General features: G+C 66.7%; 17 protein-coding genes. 13 read left to right on the forward strand and 4 right to left on the reverse strand.

The annotated features are described in order from the left end of the window. Nucleotides 1-238 precede the first annotated feature (238 nt). Both ACFPQ5_RS12360 and ACFPQ5_RS12365 read right to left on the reverse strand, forming a co-directional pair. On the reverse strand, nt 239-2,320 hold the full coding sequence (locus tag ACFPQ5_RS12360) for an ATP-dependent helicase (protein WP_379755676.1): 2,082 nt from the start codon (nt 2,318-2,320) through the stop codon (nt 239-241). Between the two features lie 440 nt (nt 2,321-2,760). Then, the gene (locus tag ACFPQ5_RS12365) at nt 2,761-2,973 is read right to left on the reverse strand and encodes a hypothetical protein (RefSeq protein WP_379755679.1); all 213 of its coding nucleotides are present in this window, start codon (nt 2,971-2,973) and stop codon (nt 2,761-2,763) included. A 179-nt stretch (nt 2,974-3,152) separates the two neighbouring features. On the opposite strand from ACFPQ5_RS12365, the gene ACFPQ5_RS12370 reads away from it, so the two are divergent. The 8 genes from ACFPQ5_RS12370 to ACFPQ5_RS12405 all read left to right on the forward strand — a co-directional run bounded on the left by ACFPQ5_RS12370 (nt 3,153) and on the right by ACFPQ5_RS12405 (nt 9,494). Then, a complete protein-coding gene (locus tag ACFPQ5_RS12370; protein ID WP_379755682.1) occupies nt 3,153-3,329 on the forward strand; it encodes a hypothetical protein in 177 nt (58 codons plus the stop codon). 62 nt (nt 3,330-3,391) lie between these two features. Next, on the forward strand, nt 3,392-3,976 hold the full coding sequence (locus ACFPQ5_RS12375; protein ID WP_379755685.1) for a chromate transporter: 585 nt from the start codon (nt 3,392-3,394) through the stop codon (nt 3,974-3,976). After that, nucleotides 3,973-4,557 (forward strand): chromate transporter, encoded by a 585-nt coding sequence (locus ACFPQ5_RS12380; RefSeq protein WP_379755688.1) that lies wholly within the window; start codon nt 3,973-3,975, stop codon nt 4,555-4,557. The genes ACFPQ5_RS12375 and ACFPQ5_RS12380 overlap by 4 nt, the downstream gene beginning before the upstream one ends. Nucleotides 4,558-4,618: 61 nt before the next feature. Continuing rightward, entirely contained in the window at nt 4,619-5,458 is an 840-nt protein-coding gene (fghA, locus tag ACFPQ5_RS12385) for an S-formylglutathione hydrolase (protein WP_379755691.1), read from the forward strand. Nucleotides 5,459-5,647: 189 nt separating this feature from the next. Next, complete coding sequence (locus tag ACFPQ5_RS12390; protein ID WP_379755694.1) at nt 5,648-6,121, forward strand: Hsp20/alpha crystallin family protein; 474 nt, start codon at nt 5,648-5,650, stop codon at nt 6,119-6,121. 76 nt (nt 6,122-6,197) lie between these two features. Further along, nucleotides 6,198-6,908, forward strand: coding sequence for a phosphoribosyltransferase (locus ACFPQ5_RS12395; RefSeq protein ID WP_379760099.1), 711 nt, complete (start codon nt 6,198-6,200; stop codon nt 6,906-6,908). Next, nucleotides 6,905-8,149 (forward strand): SRPBCC family protein, encoded by a 1,245-nt coding sequence (locus ACFPQ5_RS12400; protein ID WP_379755698.1) that lies wholly within the window; start codon nt 6,905-6,907, stop codon nt 8,147-8,149. The genes ACFPQ5_RS12395 and ACFPQ5_RS12400 overlap by 4 nt, the downstream gene beginning before the upstream one ends. Before the next feature lie 4 nt (nt 8,150-8,153). Then, nucleotides 8,154-9,494, forward strand: a complete 1,341-nt coding sequence (locus tag ACFPQ5_RS12405) for an erythromycin esterase family protein (RefSeq protein ID WP_379755701.1) — start codon at nt 8,154-8,156, stop codon at nt 9,492-9,494. A gap of 186 nt (nt 9,495-9,680) precedes the next feature. Here ACFPQ5_RS12405 and ACFPQ5_RS12410 read toward each other — a convergent pair whose 3' ends face one another. Further along, nucleotides 9,681-10,328: a zinc ribbon domain-containing protein gene (locus ACFPQ5_RS12410; protein WP_379755704.1), complete on the reverse strand. Its 648-nt coding sequence runs from the start codon at nt 10,326-10,328 to the stop codon at nt 9,681-9,683. Between the two features lie 235 nt (nt 10,329-10,563). Here ACFPQ5_RS12410 and ACFPQ5_RS12415 point away from each other — a divergent pair, with 235 nt between their 5' ends. Continuing rightward, entirely contained in the window at nt 10,564-11,052 is a 489-nt protein-coding gene (locus ACFPQ5_RS12415) for a (2Fe-2S)-binding protein (RefSeq protein WP_379755707.1), read from the forward strand. After that, nucleotides 11,049-13,283: a xanthine dehydrogenase family protein molybdopterin-binding subunit gene (locus ACFPQ5_RS12420; protein ID WP_379755710.1), complete on the forward strand. Its 2,235-nt coding sequence runs from the start codon at nt 11,049-11,051 to the stop codon at nt 13,281-13,283. Before ACFPQ5_RS12415 ends, ACFPQ5_RS12420 begins: the two co-directional genes overlap by 4 nt. Nucleotides 13,284-13,299: 16 nt before the next feature. On the opposite strand, the gene ACFPQ5_RS12425 is transcribed toward ACFPQ5_RS12420, so the two are convergent. Further along, nucleotides 13,300-13,644 carry a hypothetical protein gene (locus ACFPQ5_RS12425; protein WP_379755713.1) on the reverse strand — a complete coding sequence of 115 codons (345 nt, stop codon included), beginning with the start codon at nt 13,642-13,644 and terminating at the stop codon, nt 13,300-13,302. Nucleotides 13,645-13,899: 255 nt separating this feature from the next. On the opposite strand from ACFPQ5_RS12425, the gene ACFPQ5_RS12430 reads away from it, so the two are divergent. The 3 genes from ACFPQ5_RS12430 to ACFPQ5_RS12440 all read left to right on the forward strand — a co-directional run bounded on the left by ACFPQ5_RS12430 (nt 13,900) and on the right by ACFPQ5_RS12440 (nt 19,118). Next, a complete protein-coding gene (locus tag ACFPQ5_RS12430; protein WP_379755716.1) occupies nt 13,900-15,063 on the forward strand; it encodes a pyridoxal phosphate-dependent aminotransferase in 1,164 nt (387 codons plus the stop codon). Then, complete coding sequence (locus ACFPQ5_RS12435; protein WP_379755719.1) at nt 15,063-17,309, forward strand: ATP-binding protein; 2,247 nt, start codon at nt 15,063-15,065, stop codon at nt 17,307-17,309. The genes ACFPQ5_RS12430 and ACFPQ5_RS12435 overlap by 1 nt, the downstream gene beginning before the upstream one ends. A 180-nt stretch (nt 17,310-17,489) precedes the next feature. After that, nucleotides 17,490-19,118: a Na+/H+ antiporter gene (locus tag ACFPQ5_RS12440; RefSeq protein WP_379755722.1), complete on the forward strand. Its 1,629-nt coding sequence runs from the start codon at nt 17,490-17,492 to the stop codon at nt 19,116-19,118. Nucleotides 19,119-19,121: the final 3 nt, after the last annotated feature.

Raw genomic sequence — 19,121 nt, forward strand, 5'->3', positions numbered from 1 at the left:
AGAAATGCCTCACTATCCACAGGATTTGTGGATAACTATGTGGAAAAGCACCACTTGACAAGCCGCAAGCGCAGTATTGATGCGGGTTTCAACAAAATGCCCATTCTGCAGGCAGAAATTGTGCCCTTTAAAATCAATGGCTTGCACGAACTAGCGCCGCGTCTACAGCAGGGTTATCAGTAAATTCCTACAAAGTCCTACAACGGGGGATAAGTCAGCCTTGGCCGGGCTTCCCGCTCTACTTCCACGCATTCCTTGCCCGGTCGCGCACCAGCATCCTGACGCTGTCGGGCATCGGTTTTTTCGACTGCGCCTTGTCGGCCGTGATCCAGACGCACTCCTCGAAATGCTTGAGCATGGCCGGCGTGAGGAAGCGCGTGCGCGCGGCATATACGTGGCGGTCGCCCATCTGCGCCTGCTGTTTGATGAAGAAGCGGTTCGGCACCACCAGGTGCAGGTGCTCCTTGGCGCGCGTCATGGCCACGTACAGCAGGCGCCGCTCTTCCTCGATTTCCTCGGCACTGCCGGTGCTCATGTCCGAGGGAATGCAGCCGTCGACGACGTTCAGCACGTGCACCGATTTCCACTCCTGCCCCTTGCTCGAATGGATGGTCGAGAGGATCAGGTAATCCTCGTCCAGCAAGGGCGGGCCGGCGCGGTCGCTGGTCGCTTCCGGCGGATCGAGCGTGATCTCGGCCAGGAAATTTTCCCGGCTGCCGTGGCCGCCCGCCAGTTGCGCCAGCTGGGCGACGTCGGCCGCGCGCACGGCGGCATCGTCGTGCAGGCGCTCCAGGTGCGGCAGGTACCAGTCGCGCACCAGCTCGATGTCCGCCGGCCAGCGCAGGCCGGGCGTGCGCAACCTGCGATACAGGGTGACGAATTCCTGCCAGTCGCCCTGGCTTTTTCCCGGCGGCGTGAACGCCTCGACCGCATCGAGCGCTTCCGGCGCCTCGGCCACCGCGTCGAGCAGGCGCGTGGCCGTGGCCGGACCGATGCCGGGGATCAGTTGCAGCACGCGGAAACCGGCCATGCGCCCGTTCGGATTCTGGGCGAAACGCAGCACGGCCAGCACGTCCTTGATGTGCGAGGCTTCCAGGAATTTCAGGCCGCCGAATTTCACGAAGGGGATGTTCCGGCGCATCAGTTCGAGTTCCAGCGCCGCGCTGTGGCTGGCCGCACGGAACAGCACGGCCTGTGTGGTGAGCTTGATGCCCGCCTCGCGGTGCTCGAGGATGCGGTTGCAGACCCAGCGCGCCTGCTCCGCCTCGTCGGGAATCAGAACCATCTGCGGCAACTGCGTTGCCACCTTGTCCGTCCACAGCGTCTTCGCATGGCGCTCGAGCGCGGCCGCAATCACCGCGTTCGAAGCGTCGAGGATGGGCTGCGTGGAGCGGTAGTTGCGGTCGAGCGTGATCAGCTGCGCCGGCTGGCTGAACTGCTTCGGGAAATCGAGGATGTTGCGCACCGTCGCGCCGCGGAAGGAATAGATCGACTGGGCATCGTCGCCGACCACCATCACGCCGGCGCCGTCCGGCTTCATGCCGCTGATGATGGCCGCCTGCAGGCGATTGGTGTCCTGGTACTCGTCGACCAGCACGTGGTCGAACAGGGAACCGATCTCGGGACCGAGCTCCGGATCCGAGGCCATCTCGGCCCAGAACAGCAGCAGGTCGTCGTAGTCGAGCACGTTCTGCTCCTGCTTGGCGTCGACATAGGCGCCGAACAGGCGCTTCAGCTCCGCTTCCCACTCCATGCACCAGGGGAAGGTGCTCTTCAGCACCAGGTCGAGCGGCTCGCGCGCGTTCACCACCCGCGAATAGATCGACAGGCAGGTGCCCTTCAGGGGAAAGCGCTTGGCGGTCTGGGTCAGGCCGATCTCGTGCCGCACCAGGCCCATCAGGTCCTCGGAATCGCCGCGGTCGTGGATGGTGAAGGATTCGTCGAGTCCGATGCGGCCCGAAAACTCGCGCAGCAGGCGTGCGCCGATGCTGTGGAAGGTGCCGGCCCAGGGCAAGGTCGGCGCGCCGGCGCTGCTGCTTTTCAGGATGCGCTGCAGCACGTTCCCGGCGCGCTGGGTCATCTCGTTGGCGGCGCGCCGCGAAAAGGTCAGCAGCAGGATGCGCTGCGGATCGGCGCCCGAGAGGATCAGGCGCGCCACCCGGTGCGCCAGCGTATTGGTCTTGCCGGAGCCGGCGCCGGCCACGACCAGCAAGGGGCGGCTGCTCCCGGCACCGATGTCGTGCTCGACCGCCGCGCGCTGTTCTGGGTTCAGGGTGGCGAAAGGATCATCGACAAGGGGGACGGCAGCGGCAGCGGACATGAGCAAATGGCAAGGGTAAACAACGCAACTGTACATTTGTCCAGTAGGGCTCCGCAAGCCTATTTTGCACTCGGACTTTTGTACCCTGTAGCATTTAAGTTGCGAATGCGTGGAGAGGACTTCGCGTACTACACGATCCTCTTGGGCTAAGTGGCCGTAACTAAAGAACTTTTCCGGATATCCACAAAGTCTGTGAATAACTTTGTGGAAAAGGCGGGACTTGACAGCCCGAAATGCTGTCCGCATGCGGCTTACAACAACTTGCCCATTCGACGGGCAATGCCGAACTCACGAAAAATCAATGACTTGCGAGATCGTGCGCACAACCATCCCGCATAGGCTCAAAGATAAAAAAAAGAAATTAATGTGCATAAGCGCAGCGCATGTTTTGCAACAAACGTGCAGTTTTGACATCGAAAAGCGCTAACAGTAGGAAACATTCAGGCGCGCGCGCGGCGCCGGTGCGGTTCGAGCAGCACGCGCTCGATGACGTCGCGGCCGATATCGCGCCTTCGCAGGTACTCGACGGCGGACATGGTATTCATGCTGCCCTGCACTGCGATGCCGGCGTCGACGATGCGGCGCTGGCGCAGATTGGTCCGGGCTTCGTCCATGGCCAGCACGGCCGCTTGTTCGATTGGGGCTTTCTCCATCCTGACCTCGCCTTGTCGGGTTTAGTTCCCTAACGAGTATTCATCAATATCAAACAATGTCAATGTCAACTTCCTATCTAAAAGTGTAAAAAACCGAAATAGTCGCTCGGCAAGAGAACGCCGCCGTAGCCGGGATCGTCCTAGAATGGCCGTGTTCACCTTCCACCTGCGAGGCATCCATGGCGACGACGAACGAACCCGACCTGAATCCCGGCGACGAAGCCACTCCCGGCACGCCCGGGGCCGGCGAAGACATCTGCGAAGCCTGCTCGGGCAGCGGCAAACTGTCCGACGGCAAGTCCTGCCCGCAGTGCGGCGGCAGCGGCCGCGTAATGCGCGGGATCGGCGGGGGCTGACTAAGGGAAATCACGGATGAGCGGTCCGTGACAGGAAGACGCCCGAGGGCGATAATGGCTGGATGACATCCCCGCCTAGCACTGAGCAGCTGCACGACCGTCCGCGCCCCACATCCCTGCCCGACCTGTTCGTCGCCTTCACCGTCCTGGCCCTGCAGGGCTTCGGCGGCGTACTGGCGATCGTCCAGCGCGAACTCGTCGAGCGCAAGCGCTGGCTGACCCAGGACGAATTCATCGAGGACTGGGCGGTCGCGCAGATCATGCCGGGGCCGAACGTGGTCAACCTGTCGATGATGATCGGCGCGCGCTATTTCGGACTGCGCGGCGCGCTCACGGCCCTGGCAGGCATGCTGGCCGTGCCGCTGGTGCTGATCCTGCTGCTGGCCGTCGTGCACGCGCGCTTCGCCGACAACACCTACGTCGCGGGCGCCCTGCGCGGCATGGCGGCCGTCTCCGCCGGGCTGATCGCGGCGGCCGGGCTCAAGCTCTCCACTGCGCTGGCGCGCAGCCCCGTGCCCCTGCCCTGGTGCCTGGCCATCGTGGCCGTCGGCTTCGTCCTGGTCGCCCTGCTGAAATTCCCGCTGGCCTATGTGCTGCTCGGGCTCGGCAGCCTCGGCTGCATCCTCGCCTACAGGAAGCTGCGATGAACGGCGCGATCCAGATCACCCTTGCATGGCACGACTGGCTGAACCTGTTCGGCCACTACCTGCTGCTGTCGCTGATGTCGCTCGGCGGCGCCATCTCGACCACCTCGGAAATGCACCGCTTCCTGGTCGAACAGCATGGCTGGCTGACCCAGGCCCAGTTCAACGACTCGATCGCGCTGGCCCAGGCCGCGCCCGGACCGAACGTGCTGTTCGTGGCGCTGATGGGCTGGAAAGTGGGCATGAACGCCGGCAGCACCACGGCCGCCTTCCTCGGCGTGGCGACCACCATGATCGGCATCCTGCTGCCCTCGACCATCTTTACTTACCAGGTCGCGCAATGGGGCCACCGCAACCGCGAGCTGCGTGCCGTACGCGCTTTCAAGCAGGGCATGGCGCCGGTCGTGATCGCCCTGCTGCTGTCGACCGCCTGGATTCTCGCCAGTTCGGCGGGCGGCAGCAGCGAGCACTGGCCGCTGTGGCTGCTGACGCTGGCGAGCTGCATCGTCATCTGGCGCACGAAACTGCATCTATTATGGGTATTAGGCGCGGGCGCACTGCTGGGGGCGCTGGGCTACGTATGAGACAGTGCGTCTCGCTTGCTGAACTGGCATACTTGCGTTACCACTTCTCCCGGACACTTCCATGACCACACTCATCAGCGAGCACGCCAGTTTCGGCGGCGTCCAGCGTTTCTACCAGCACGACTCGAGCGCGATCGGCCTGCCGATGCGCTTTTCCGTCTACCTGCCACCAGGGCACGAGGGCAAGCGCCTGCCGGTGCTGTTCTACCTGGCCGGCCTGACCTGCACCGAAGAGACCTTCGCCATCAAGGCCGGCGCGCAGCGCGTTGCGGCCGAACTGGGCCTGATCGTGGTCGCGCCCGACACCAGCCCGCGCGGCGCCGGCGTGCCGGGCGAGAGCGAGAGCTGGGACTTCGGCGTCGGCGCCGGCTTCTATCTCGACGCCACCGCCGAACCCTGGGCGCGCCACTACCGCATGGCCAGCTACATCCTCGAACTGCGCGAACTGGTGCTGCGCGAATTCGGCGCGGACGAGGCCCGCTGCGGCATCTTCGGCCACTCGATGGGCGGCCACGGCGCGCTGGTGCTGGCCTTGCGCCATCCCGACCTGTTCCGCTCGGTCTCCGCCTTTGCCCCGATCGCCGCGCCGAGCCGCTGCCCCTGGGGCGAAAAAGCCTTCGGCGGCTACCTCGGCACCGACCGTTCCAGCTGGGCCGCCTGGGACGCCACCGAACTGGTCAGCCAGGGTGCGGTGCGCTTCCCCGCCGGCATCCTGGTCGACCAGGGCCTGGCCGACAAATTCCTGCCAGACCAGCTCAATCCGCACCTGTTCGAAGAAGCCTGCCGCGTCGCCGGCCAGCCCCTGACGCTGCGCCGCCATGAAGGCTACGACCACGGCTACTACTTCATCGCCAGCTTCGTCGAAGACCACCTGCGCTTCCACGCCGGCCAGCTCGGCTGAGTACTTCCATCGACCGCCGGAACCGCTTTCGGTTCCGGCTGCCTGCACCGTTTCTGCCCTCTCGCAAAGCCGCCTTGAAGCGGACTCGCGCCGCCTCGTGCGCCCCTTGAAAACGCCTTTTCCCTGCCCTATAAAACAGGTGCGGCGCCATGCCGCGCCTGTTCATCGTGTGTAGAAAGGAGGCTTACCATGAATCTCGTCAGGAGAGGAACGACGCCCCTGTCGGCCTACCGCCCCGGCACGGTCGAGGACGGGTTTGGCCGCCTCGTGGAAAGCATGTTCGAGGACTTCTTCGCACCCATGGCTTTGAATGCGGGACGCCGGCTCGACGAGGGCACGGGCGTGCCGCGCCTGGACCTGGTGGAAACCGACCAGGCCTACGAACTGCAGGCCGAAATGCCGGGCGTCGAGAAGGAAGACCTGAAGGTCGCGATCGATCGTCAGCGCGTCACGATCGAAGGAGAATGCCGCAAGGCAAACGAGCGGCGCGAGGGCGAAAACGTGGTGTATTCTGAACGTTCAGCACGCAAGTTCATGCGCAGCTTTACCTTGCCTTCCGAGGTCGACGATGCGGCCGCGCAGGCGAAACTGGAGAACGGCGTGCTGCACCTGACGCTGCCGAAGAAACAGGGCAGCACGGTGCGGCGTATCGATATCCAGTGAGCCGCCGGGCAACACCGCGGCAGCGTGAGAGCGTGCATGCAGATGCAGTTTGCATGCAGGTGTCGAGGTGATCGCGATGGCCGAAGTTCGCCGTTTCAAAAATCGCGCGCAGGCCGGCAAGCTGCTGGCAAAGGCCTTGGCGGCCTATGCGCACCAGCCCGACGCGATCGTGCTCGCGTTGCCGCGCGGCGGCGTGCCGGTGGCTTTCGCCGTCGCGATGACGCTCGGGCTCGCGCTCGACATCCTGCTGGTGCGCAAGCTGGGGCTGCCCTACCAGCCCGAGTACGCGATCGGCGCGGTCGGCAGCGGCGGCGTGCGCATCCTGCAGGCCGGCGTGCCCGGACTGATGGGCGTGACGCAGGAGCAGGTCGACGCCATCACGGCGCGCGAACTGCTCGAAATCGAGCGCCGTACCCGCCTCTACCGGGGCGGGCGGGCGCAGCCGGAACTGGCGGACCGCACGGTGATCATCGTCGAGGACGGGATCGCCACCGGTTCGACGGCGCTGGCAGCGGTCGAGGTCGCGCGTGGGCACCGTGCCCGGCGCGTCGTCGTGGCCGCACCGGTCGCCCCGCCCGACACGCTGGCAGCGTTGCAGGCGGTGGCCGACGAAGTGATTTGCCTGGCCGCGCCGCCGCTGTTTCGCGCCGTGAGCCAGTGGTACGACACGTTCGACCAGACGAGCGACGAGGAAGTGCAGGACTTGCTGGCGATGGCCTGGCGGAACCAGGCCGATCGCCCGCTCCATACGCAACTGAAGCCACTTACAAGAGAGGACGGAACATGAGATACCCCACCACCACCGAGAAGAACCTCGAGGCAGCCGATCTCGCCAAGCTGCTCGGCGGCGCCGCCGCCGGCGCCCTGCTGATGTACATGCTCGACCCCGACCGCGGCAGCGCACGGCGCGCCACCTCGACCACGGCGCTGCGTAACGCGGGCTCGCGTACCGGCAGTGCGCTCGGCAATGCCTGGCACGGCATTGGCGAGCGCATCGGGCTGGCAGCGCGCCAGGCCGGCGACGCCGCCAGCGACCTGCTCGAAGACGCCGGCAAGACCGGCGGCAAATACCTGGACGAAGCCGGCTCGCGCGCCGGAAAGTACATGGACGACGCCGGCTCGCGCACCCGCGACTACCTCGACGAAGCCGGCACGCGCGCCAAGCGCATGCTCGAATCGGCCAAGCCGAACGGCTCGGCCCGCCGCAGCTACGAAGACGCCATGGATGGCGCCTCGCGCATGCTCGACGATGCGTCCAGCAGCGTCGGCGCCGCCACCTCGCGCTATGCCCGCATGGCCAGCCAGGCCGCCGGCAGCGCCGCGCGCGCCCTGCACCTCGACAACCGCGAAGACCTGTCTTCGCTGCTGCGCAACCCGGCCGTCGTCGGCGGCGGCCTGCTCGGCCTGATCGGGCTGTTCCGCCGCTCGCCGGTCGCCGCGGCGGTTGCCCTGGGTGCGGTGGCGCTGGCCGCACGCAGCAGTGGCGGCGTCGCTGTCGGCAATGGATCGATCCTGTCGAACCTGCTGGGCAGCGGACGCGGCAAGAGCATCGACCTGGAAAAAAGCATCCGCATCGATGCCTCGCCCGACGAAGTCTACGAGATGTGGAGCAAGTACGAGAACTTCCCGCGCTTCATGTCGCACGTGATCGAAGTGCGCGACATCGGCCGCCGCCGCTCGCACTGGGTGGTGCAGGGTCCGGCCGGCACCCAGTTCGAATTCGATTCGATGCTGACCGAGCAGAGCAAGAACCGGCGCCTGGCCTGGCGCAGCGAACCGGGTGCGGAGATCCCGAATTCCGGCTCGGTCGAATTCGAGCCCTACCGCGGCGGCACCCGCGTCACCGTGCGCTTCTCGTACTCGCCGCCGGCGGGCGCGGTGGGCCACGGCCTGGCCGCCCTGCTCGGCTCGGACCCGAAGCGCCAGATGGACGACGACCTTGCGCGCATGAAGCACTTCATCGAGCGTGGCGCCATCCCGCACGACGCAGCGCAACGCGAGAAATCGGGCAGCCGTTTCCTGCACTGACGCCATGACGGCCGCGATCGACATCAGCGCGGCCGCCCTGGCGGCTGCCGCCCGTCCGCTCACCGGCGGACCGGGCGACTACGACGCCCTGATGAAGCTCGTGGGCGACGCCCGCTTCGTCCTGATCGGCGAAGCGACCCACGGCACCCACGAGTTCTACGAGGAACGGGCGCGCATCACCCAGCGCCTGATCCGCGAGAAGGGATTCACCGCGGTGGCGGTCGAGGCCGATTGGCCCGACGCCTACCGCGTCAACCGTTATGTACGCGGCGAAGGTCATGATGCCGACGCCAATGCCGCCCTGTCCGGCTTCGAGCGCTTCCCGGCCTGGATGTGGCGTAACACCGACGTGTCCGCCTTCGTCGACTGGCTGCGCACGCACAATGCGGGCGTCAAGGCCGGCCCCAAGGTCGGCTTCTACGGCCTCGACCTGTACAGCCTGTTCACCTCGGTACGCGAAGTGCTCACTTATCTCGACAAGGTCGACCCGACCGCGGCCGAGGAAGCGCGGCGCCGCTACGCCTGCTTCGACCACTACGGCGAAGACAGCCAGCACTATGGCTACGCCACCGGCGTCGGCCTCTCCGAATCCTGCCAGCAAGGGGTGCTGACCCAACTGCAGGAACTGCAGCAGCGCGCCTTCGACTACATGCAGGCCGACGGCGCCTCGAGCGAGGACGCTTTCTTCTACGCCCAGCAGAATGCGCGCCTGGTCAAGAACGCCGAAGAATACTACCGCACCATGTTCCGCGGCCGCGTGTCCTCATGGAACCTGCGCGACAGCCACATGGCCGAAACCCTGGACGCGCTCGCGCGCCACCTGTCGAAAGACGGCACGCCTGCAAAAATCGTCATCTGGGAGCACAACTCGCACATCGGCGACGCCCGCGCGACCTATATGGGCAACCTGGGCGAATGGAACGTGGGCGAACTGGCGCGCAAGGCCTATCCGGGCCAGACCTGCCTGGTTGGCTTTTCCACCTACGAAGGCTACGTGACGGCCGCCTCCGAATGGGACGGCCCGGCCGAGCACAAGCGCGTGCGTCCCGGCATGCCCGGCAGCTACGAGGAGTTGCTGCACCACGTCGGCATCCCGCGCTTCTATCTGAACCTGCGCGACGAAAGTCCCGCCCGCCGCCTGCTGCTCGAGCGCCGCCTGGAACGCGCCATCGGCGTGCTCTACCTGCCGCGCAGCGAGCGCCAGAGCCATTACTTCGACGCCCAGCTGGCCCAGCAGTTCGATGCCATCATCCACATCGACAAGACCGAAGCCCTGGTGCCGCTCGATGCGACCAGCGGCTGGCATTCGGGCGAACCGCCGGAAACTTATCCGGAAGGGATGTAGGGGTAGGCAAGGCCAATGGCCTTGCCTACGGTTGCATCGGGCATGCCCACGCGTGACGCTCGCGTCATGTTGGCGGGGTCTTTCTCCAAACGAAGCCAACGAAATGTGACTTGCACGCGTCGGCATGCCTACGCGAATGGGATTAACCGATAGCGCCACAAGCAACAGCCCATGTAACGCCGCGATTCACCCCTGCCGCTCGCCGCACTCCGTACAAAACTTGGTCCCCGGCTGCAGCATCGTCGAACACGCCCGGCACGCCACCTGCTGCGCCGTCCTGTGCCCGCACTCCGGACAGAACTTGGCGCCATGGGTCTCGGCGCGGCACTGCGAGCACACCAGCTGCATGGTCTGGGTCACGTCGTGGCGCCCGCCGCGCACCTGACCCTCGGCATTTGCCTTTTCCGATGCGGCCGATACTTCGCCCTGCGCCCGCGCCTGCGTGATCTTGACCTGCACATTGGGCGCGCAGTCGAAGCACAGGCCGCTGGCGGCGTCGAAACATTGGCCGCAGGCATAGTCGTGGCAATTGCCGCAGCGGTTGAAGTGGGCCTTGCCGGCGGCGACCGCTTCCGTAAACGCTTCGTCGCGCGCCGAGTGCCAGCCCGCTTCCGCCATGCTGCCGAGCACGCTGCCGGCATTGCCCAGCAGGCCGCCGAACATGTTGGCACCCTTTTGCAGCCAGCCCGAGGCCTGGGCGCTGCGGTAGGGCTTGAAGTGGGTACGCCAGCGGTCGCTGCAGCGCTCGCAATAGAACTCGAACTGGAAACCGGCGTCGACGCCTGTCGAATTGCTCAGGTCGCGGTAGTTGTTGGCAAACTGCATGTCGGACATGGCGCGCACTCGCGGTAGATGCGGAACAGGGATTATAACTAGTTAGCAAAAAAACACCATCGACCTGCCGCGACAAGAAGACGGTCGTCGCGCCTGCGCCACGCTTCGTCCGATCCACCAGGGCGGCGTCGTCGCCCCAGCAACAAATCTCTAACAATAATCTTTCCACAAGCCACTTCCGGCCCTGCCCTTTTTGATACGATGCTCGGATTTACAGCCAGGCAAGGAAGAGCCGATGACGAAGTACACGCTGAACATCAATGGCAAGCGCCAGGACGTGGATGTCGAACCCGACACCCCGCTGCTGTGGGCACTGCGCGACGGTCTCGGACTCGTCGGCGCCAAGTACGGCTGCGGCGCCGGCCAGTGCGGCGCCTGCACCGTCCACCTCGACGGCGCGCCGACCCGTTCCTGCCTGCTGCCCGTGTCCGCCATCGGCAAGGCCAGGATCACGACCATCGAAGGCCTGCACAAGACGCACCAGCATCCGCTGCAGCAAGCCTGGCAGGAACTCGACGTGCCGCAGTGCGGCTACTGCCAGTCGGGCCAGATCATGAGCGCCTGCGCCCTGCTCAAGCAGCATCCCAAGCCGACCGACGCCCAGATCGACGACGCCATGGCCGGCAACCTGTGCCGCTGCGCGACCTATACCCGCATCCGCGCCGGCATCCACCGCGCCGCCGAGATCGCGCAAGGCGCCAAGACCGGAAAGGGCAAGGCATGAACGCTCCGGTCTCCACTTCGCGCCGCGGTTTCCTGCGCGCAGCCGGCGCCGGCGCCCTCGTCATCGGCATGGGCCCGGGCGGCGTGCTCGCCGCGCAGAACACCAATGCCACCAGCGCGGCTACCGAATTCTCGCCGAACGTCTTCATCCGCATCGGCCGCGACGGCGTCGTCACCCTGGTCTCGAAGCAGCCGGAAATCGGCCAGGGCATCAAGACCTCGCTGCCGATGGTGATTGCCGAAGAGCTGGAAATCGACTGGAAAGACGTGCGCATCGTCCAGGGCGGCCTGAACCCCGCCTACGGCAGCCAGGGCGCCGGCGGATCGACCTCGACGCCGACCAACTACAACGATTTCCATCGCCTGGGCGCGACCGCGCGCACCATCCTGGTGCAGGCTGCCAGCCAGGCCTGGAATGTGCCGGCCACGGAATGCCGCGCCGCCCACGGCGCTGTCCACCACACCCCGAGCGGACGCAAGCTCGGCTACGGCGCCCTGGTGCCGGCCGCGGCCAAGCTGCCGCTGCCGGAAGCGGCGCAAGTCCAGCTGAAGGATCCGGCCACCTACACCCTGCTCGGCACCCGCATCGGCGGCGTTGACAATGCCGCCATCGTCAGCGGCAAGCCGCTGTTCGGCATCGACGTGCAATTGCCGGGCATGCTGTACGCGGTCTACGCGAAGTGCCCGGTCTTCGGCGGCAAGCCGCTCAGCGCCAACCTGGATGCCATCAAGGCGCTGCCGGGCGTGAAGGATGCCTTCATCGTCGAGGGGTCAACTAACCTGAACGGCCTGCGTCCGGGCGTGGCGATCGTCGCCACCTCGACCTGGGCGGCCTTCAAGGCGCGTCGTGCGCTCGAAGTGAAATGGGACGAAGGTGTTGGCGCCGGCCATAGCTGGGCCGATTTCGCGGCGCAGGCCAAGGCCGCCGCCGGCAAGCCGGGCACGACCGTACAGCGCAAAGATGGCGACGTCGCCGCGGCCCTCGCCGGCGCGGCCAAGACCGTGGAAGCGAGCTACACCTATCCCTTCATCTCGCACGCGAGCATGGAGCCGCAGAACTGCACCGCGCTGTTCAAGCCGGCGGACGGAACGCTGGAACTCTGGGCCCCGACCCAGAATCCGGGCGCCGGCCAGGCCCTGGTCAGCACCACCTTCGGCATCCCGAAGGAAAAGATCCAGCTGCACATCATCCGCAGCGGCGGCGGCTTCGGCCGGCGCCTGAGCTCGGACTTCATCGTCGAGGCGGCGGCGATCGCGCAAAAAGTCAATGCGCCGGTGAAGCTGACCTGGACCCGCGAAGACGACTTGCAGCACGACCATTTCCGCGCCGGCGGTTTCCACCATCTGCGCGGCGGCGTCGATGCCCAGGGCAAGCTGGTCGCCTGGCACAACCACTTCGTCACCTTCGCCAACCGCGTCGAACGCGACGGCAAGAGCATCCTGCAGCCGGGCAGCGGCGGCAGCCTCTCGGGCGACGAATTCCCGGGACGCTGGCTCGCCAACTGCCTGCTGGAACAGACCGCCCTGGAATGCCGCATCCCGATGGGTCCGTGGCGCGCACCGGGCAGCAATGTCTTCAGCTGGGTCTTCCACAGCTTCATCGACGAGCTGGCCCATGCGGGCGGGCGCGACCCGGTCGAGTTCCGCCTGGAACTGCTGGGCGACAAGGACATCGTGCCGGGTACCGGCGAACGCGGCCAGCCTTACAGCGTCGCGCGCATGCGCAATGTGCTGAAGGAAGTGGCCGACAAGTCGGACTGGGGCAAGAAGAAGTTCGCGCGCGGCCAGGGCGCCGGCGTGGCCTTCCACTTCAGCCACCGCGGCTATGTCGCGGAAGTGGCCGAGGTGACGGTTTCGAAGACGGGCGAGCTGAAGGTGGACCGGGTCGTGGTCGTGACCGACATCGGCGCCCAGATCGTCAACCTGTCCGGCGCCGAGAACCAGGTGCAGGGTTCGGTCATCGACGGCCTGTCGACGCTGCTGCATCCGGAACTGAATATCGAAGGCGGTCGCGTCGTGCAGAGCAACTTCCACGAGTACAAGCTGCTACGCATGCCGGAGACGCCGACCAACATCGACATCCACTTCCTGAAGACCGATTATCCGGTCACGGGCCTGGGCGAACCGGTGCTGCCGCCGCTGGCGCCGGCGGTCTGCAATGCGATCTTCGCCGCCACCGGCAAGCGCGTGCGCGAGCTGCCGCTCAGCAAAACCGATCTGAGCTGGAGCTAAGAAAAGCGCCGCCGATTCAGGTCTTGACCTGCTTCGGCGGCAGGTGCGCCGGATCGGCGTCGAAGCCGCCGTTGTGCTCGAGGATGGCCTTCGCGCGTTCCACCTGGGAGGCGTCGGCCACCGTCACCGTCATCACGCACAGGTCGCCCCGGTCGGCGGGTTTATAGACGTTCTTGTAGTCGGTGCCGCCCTTGACGGCGGGCGAATCGCCGACATAGAAGTGGCTCTCGGCGGGACCGGCTTCGTCGCTGGTCACGTTGATATCGATGCCGTTGCCGTCGAAACCTTCGGCCAGCAGGCCCTTGCGCGCCGCTTCGGCGGCCTCGAAGCTGGGCAGCATGCGTACGATCTGATGGTTCATGTTTGCTCCATTGTTGCAGTTGTGGCCACCGTACCAGAAAGCCCGTCCCTGCGGCGCTCGCCCGTATCGCGAAGGCGCGTAGCATGGCCGGAGCTGCCTGTGCACCGGCATGTAACGGAACGGCCCAAAAAGAGTTTCTTCAAATCCATTCGCGCTCGCCCCCGGACAAATATTTAGTACAATCAGGAAATGTTGTGGCATGCGGAAGCCACACGGAGACACATTCTTGATTATTTACTTACCAAGCAAAATAAGATGAAGATTTCGCAGCGCATCGCCGCCTCCCGCCCTCTCGCCACGACCGCCATGCATGGCCGCGTCGAAGACTTCCGTAACAAGAGCATGGGCATCATCGATTTTTCGATCGCCATTTCCCACTTCTCGCCGCCTGCCTCCGTGCTCGACGCCGTCGCGCGCGCCATGCAGGACGAGCGCACCATGCCCTACACCGGCGTGGCCGGCGCCCTCGACGTGCGGCGCAGCCTGTGCGGCAAGCTCGAGCGCGAGAACGGCCTCGCGGCGCAGCCGAACGAAGTCATCGTCACCAATGGCGCCAAGCAGGCTTTATATCAGGCGCTGTACGCGATGACCGATCCGGGCGACCGCGTCCTGATCTTCAAGCCGCACTGGCCGGCCTATGTCACCACCTGCCAGCTGCTCGGCCTGGAGCCGGTGCTGGTCGACCTGCCGGACACGGTCACCCCCGCTTTTCTGGCCGACTGCCCGCAGGCCGACCTGGTCATCGTCAACAACCCGCACAACCCGACCGGCAAGGTCTACACGCGCACCGAGCTCGAACACCTGTGCGCGTGGGTGCACGCGCGCGGCGCCCAGGTCATCGTCGACGAGAGCTATGAACACCTCAGCTTCGGGCCGGTCCACACCAGCTTCGCCACCTTGTGCGACTGGCGCGCGCTGGGCGTGGTGACGATCTTCTCGGCCTCGCAAAGCTATGCGATGATGGGCTGGCGCCTCGGCTTCGCGCTGGCGCCAGGCGCGATTGCGAGCGCGATGCAGACCCTGCAGGGCCCGATCACGGCCGCTTGCTCGCACCTGGCCCAGGTGGCCACCGCGGCCGCCTTCGACAGCGGCCCGCAGCAGCACATGATCGACGAATACCGCGCGCGCCGCGACCAGGTGCTGCGCCAGGTAGCCGACGTCCCCTGGCTCGACATGCATTGCCCCGACTCCGGCCCCTACCTGTGGGGCGACGTGCGCAGCCTGAGCTCCGACACCGTCGCCTTCGCCGAAGACTTGCTGGCCGAGGAAGGCGTGGCCATCATGCCGGGCGACGCGCTCGGCGTGCCCGGCTTCATCCGCATCGGCTACATCTGCGACGACGTCGACACCCTGGTCGAAGGCGTGCGCCGCCTGGTAGCCTTCGGCGACCGGCTGCTCGAGCAGCGGGCGGCGGCGTAATGAACAGCGGCCGCCCACTCTTCAAGCTCAACAGCCTGCGCAGCAGGCTGATGCTGCTGGTCGCGCTGGCGATCCTGCCGCTGGCCCTGATGACCATCCTGGGCGGCCTGCGCGAACGCGAGCAGGCGGTCGAAGCCTCGCAGGAAAACCTGCGCCGCCTGACCAACCTGGCCGCGGCCAACGAAGCGCAATCGGTCGAGCGCGCGCGCCAGATCCTGGTGGACCTTGCCAGCGTGCCCGACCTGATGGGCGATACGCCGCGCTGCAATGCGCTGCTGGCGGACGTCCTGGACCGCAACGAAGGCTATGTGAACTTCGGCCTGATCCAGCTGAACGGCGACGTCACCTGCAGCGCCGTGCCCATGCTCCATCCGGTCAACCTGGGCGACCGCAGCCACTTCAAGCGCGCCATCGCCGAACGCCGCTTCATCGCCGGCGACTACGTGTTCGGCCGCGTGATCCGGCGCCACACGATCAACCTCACCTATCCCGTGATCGACCGCGCCGGCAAGGTCGTCGCCGTCGTCTTCGCGGCGATGGACCTGGCCGGCCTCGACACCTTTGTCGCCGACATCAACCTGCCGCCCGGCTCGGTGCTGGTGACGACCGACGCCAACGGCACCATCATCTCGCGCCGCCCCGATCCCGAGCGCTGGTTCGGCCACAAGGTCTCGAACACCATGCGCGACGCGATGCGCGAATCGATGAAGGGCAGCGGCCGGCGCGCCGTGGTGGTGCGCGACGACGACGACGTCGAACGCCTGCACACCTTCGCCCGCGTGGGCGCGCCTTCGCTGTCGGACTACACGGTCACGATCGGCATCCCGGTCGACACCGTGACGGCCGGCGCGCGCCGCGCCCAGCTGATGTCGCTGATCGGCCTGGCCGCCACCACCATGCTGGCCCTGCTGGCCGCCTGGCTCGCGGGCGACGTCTTGATCGTGCAGCGCGTGCGCAAACTGATGGACACGGCGCGCCGCATCGCCGCCGGCGACCTCGATGCCCGTTCCGGCATCGCCTACGACCGCGAAGAGATCGGGCGCCTGGCACTGGCCCTGGACGAGATGGCCGCGACGCTACAAAAGAAGGAAGCGGCGCGCGGCTTGGCCGAGCGCGAACTGCGCGCGGCCGACCAGCGCAAGGACGAATTCCTGGCCATGCTGGCGCACGAGCTGCGCAACCCGCTGGCGCCGATCAGCACCGGGGCGCACCTGCTGAAACTTCTCCACTCGGACAATGCGCAGATCACGCAGACCTGCGCCATCATCGCGCGCCAGGTCGAGCACATGACCGGCCTGGTGGACGATTTGCTGGACGTCTCGCGCGTGACGCGCGGCCTCGTTTCGATCTCGACCCAGGTGCTCGACCTGCGCAAGGTGATCGACGACGCGGCCGAACAGATCCGGCCCCTGATCACGACCCGGCGCCACAGCGTCGTGCTCGACCTGCCGCCGAATGCGGCCACCGTCAAGGGCGACCACAAGCGCCTGGTGCAGGTGGTGGCCAACCTCCTGAACAACGCGAACAAATACACGCCCGAGGGCGGGCACATCGCGCTGCAGCTGGTCGAGGACGGTCCGGACTACGTGCTGACCGTGAGCGACGACGGCATCGGCATGGAGCCGCAGCTGGTGGCGCGCGTATTCGACCTGTTCACCCAGGCCGAGCGCACCCCGGACCGCTCGCAGGGCGGCCTGGGCCTGGGCCTGGCGCTGGCGAAAAGCCTGGTCGAACTGCATGGCGGCACGGTGCAGGCACAGAGCCCCGGCCTGGGCCAGGGCAGCACCTTCACCGTGCGCCTGCCGCGCCACACCCAGGAGGTGCTGGCGCCGGTAGCCCAGACCAGCGGCCACACCCAGCTGGTGAAGCCGCTGAAGGTGCTGCTGGTCGACGACAACCTGGACGCCGCGCACACGCTGCAGCTGTTCCTCGCCGCCGGCGGCCACCATGTGGAGATCGCGTATTGCGGGGCCGACGCGGTGGACCTGGCGCGCGTGTTCGTCCCCGACGTCTGCCTGCTCGACATCGGCCTGCCCGACTTCGACGGCAACGAACTGGCGCGCCGCCTGCGCCGCCTGCCGCAGGCCACCGGCGCCATCCTGATCGCGATGACCGGCTACGGCCGCCAGCAGGACCGCGACGCGGCGATGGATGCGGGCTTCGATCATTACATGGTCAAGCCGGTCAATACGGTGGAGTTGTCGGATTTGCTGGCGGAGGCCGGGGCGGAGAAGCATCCGCGGTGATACGCCGCGTATCGCCGCGCGGGCATGCCCGCCCTACGGTGCACCGCCGTTCGTAGCAAGTTCACGGAACCGTGGCGTAACGTAGGGCGGGCATGCCCGCGCGGACGTACCGATGCGCTGCCCGTCCGACGCGCTCTGCCGCATTCCCGTATCATGCCGTTTCGACATGAAGGAGAATGAATGGAATCGGTAGGCGTCGTCCTCGCAATGCTGCTGGCGGTCATCGGCAGCGGTTACCTGGTGCGCCTGCTGCCCTTTGCGGTGCCGCTGCCGCTGGTGCAGATCGCCCTCGGCGCCGTGATTTCCGGGGTGTTCGGCCACGGCGTGGCGCTCGATCCCGAGATCTTCTTCCTGCTGTTCCTGCCGCCCCTGCTCTTCCTCGACGGCTGGCGCATCCCGAAGGTCGGCCTGTTCCGCGACAAGGGCACGATCCTCGAACTGGCGCTCGGCCTGGTCGTGTTCACGGTGCTGGGCGCCGGCTTCCTGATCCACTGGCTGGTGCCGACCATGCCGCTGCCGGTGGCCTTTGCGCTGGCCGCGATCGTGGCGCCCACCGATCCGGTGGCCGTGTCCTCGATCGCCGCGCGCGTGCCCATCCCGCACCGCCTGATGCACATCCTGGAAGGCGAGTCGCTGCTGAACGACGCCACCGGCCTGGTCTGCTTCCGCTTCGCCGTGGCCGCCGCCATGACCGGCGCCTTCTCGCTGGCCGACGCCTCGCTGACCTTCCTCTGGGTGGCCCTGGGCGGCATCGCCTGCGGCGTGGCGATCACCGTCAGCGTCGCCTTCATCCAGCGCGTGGCCGGCCAGCGCCTGGGCGAGGAGCCCGGTTCGCCGATCCTGGTCAACCTGCTGATTCCCTTCGGCGCCTACCTCGCGGCCGAACACCTGCACGCCTCCGGCATCCTGGCCGCGGTGGCGGCCGGCATCTCGATGAGCTATGTCGAACTGTCCGGACGGGCGCTCGCCACCACGCGCGTGCGCCGCGCCGTGGTCTGGGACACGGTGCAGTTTTCGCTGAACGGCGTGATGTTCGTGCTGCTGGGCGAACAGCTGCCCGACATCGTCGCGCGCGCCCTGCACGACGCCCGCCTCGACGAGAACATGACCGAATGGACGCTGCTCGGCACCGCGCTCCTGATCAGTCTCGGCCTGATCGTGCTGCGCCTGGTGTGGGTGTGGGTCTCGCTCAGGCTCACCATCCTGAAGGCGCGCCGCCACGGACGCCAGATCTATCGGCCTAACTTCCGGCTGGTGGTGGCGACCTCGCTGGCCGGCGTGCGCGGCGCGATCACGATGGCCGGCGTGCTGACCCTGCCGCTGGCGCTGCCGAACGGCGCGCCCTTCCCGGGCCGCGACCTCGCCATCTTCTACGCCAGCGCCGTGATCATCGTCTCGCTGCTGGTGGCCAGCATCGGCCTGCCGCGCGTGCTGCGCAACCTGGAAGTGCCGGAGGAATCGGCCGAACTGGCCGAAGAAGACCGCGCGCGCCACGACGCGGCGATTGCCGCCATCAATGCCATCGACAAGGCGGCGCACCTGCACGCCGAGCACCAGGAAGACGCCGACGTCCACGCCAGCGCCATCGACCACGTGCGCGGCGTGTACGAGCACCGCCTCGGCGTGGGCGGCCTGTACGACCCGTCGCGGGTGCGCGTGGCGGAACAGGCCGAGCGCGAATACCGTCTCGCCGCCCTGCAGGCCGAGCGCAAGGCGATCCTGGCGCTGGTGCACGGGCGCGAACTCTCGGACGAGATCGCGCGCAAGCTGCTGCGCGAGATCGACCTGGTCGAAGCGCGCTATGGATGAGGA

Source organism: Massilia suwonensis (assembly GCF_042655665.1).
Taxonomy (GTDB): domain Bacteria; phylum Pseudomonadota; class Gammaproteobacteria; order Burkholderiales; family Burkholderiaceae_D; genus Telluria; species Telluria suwonensis.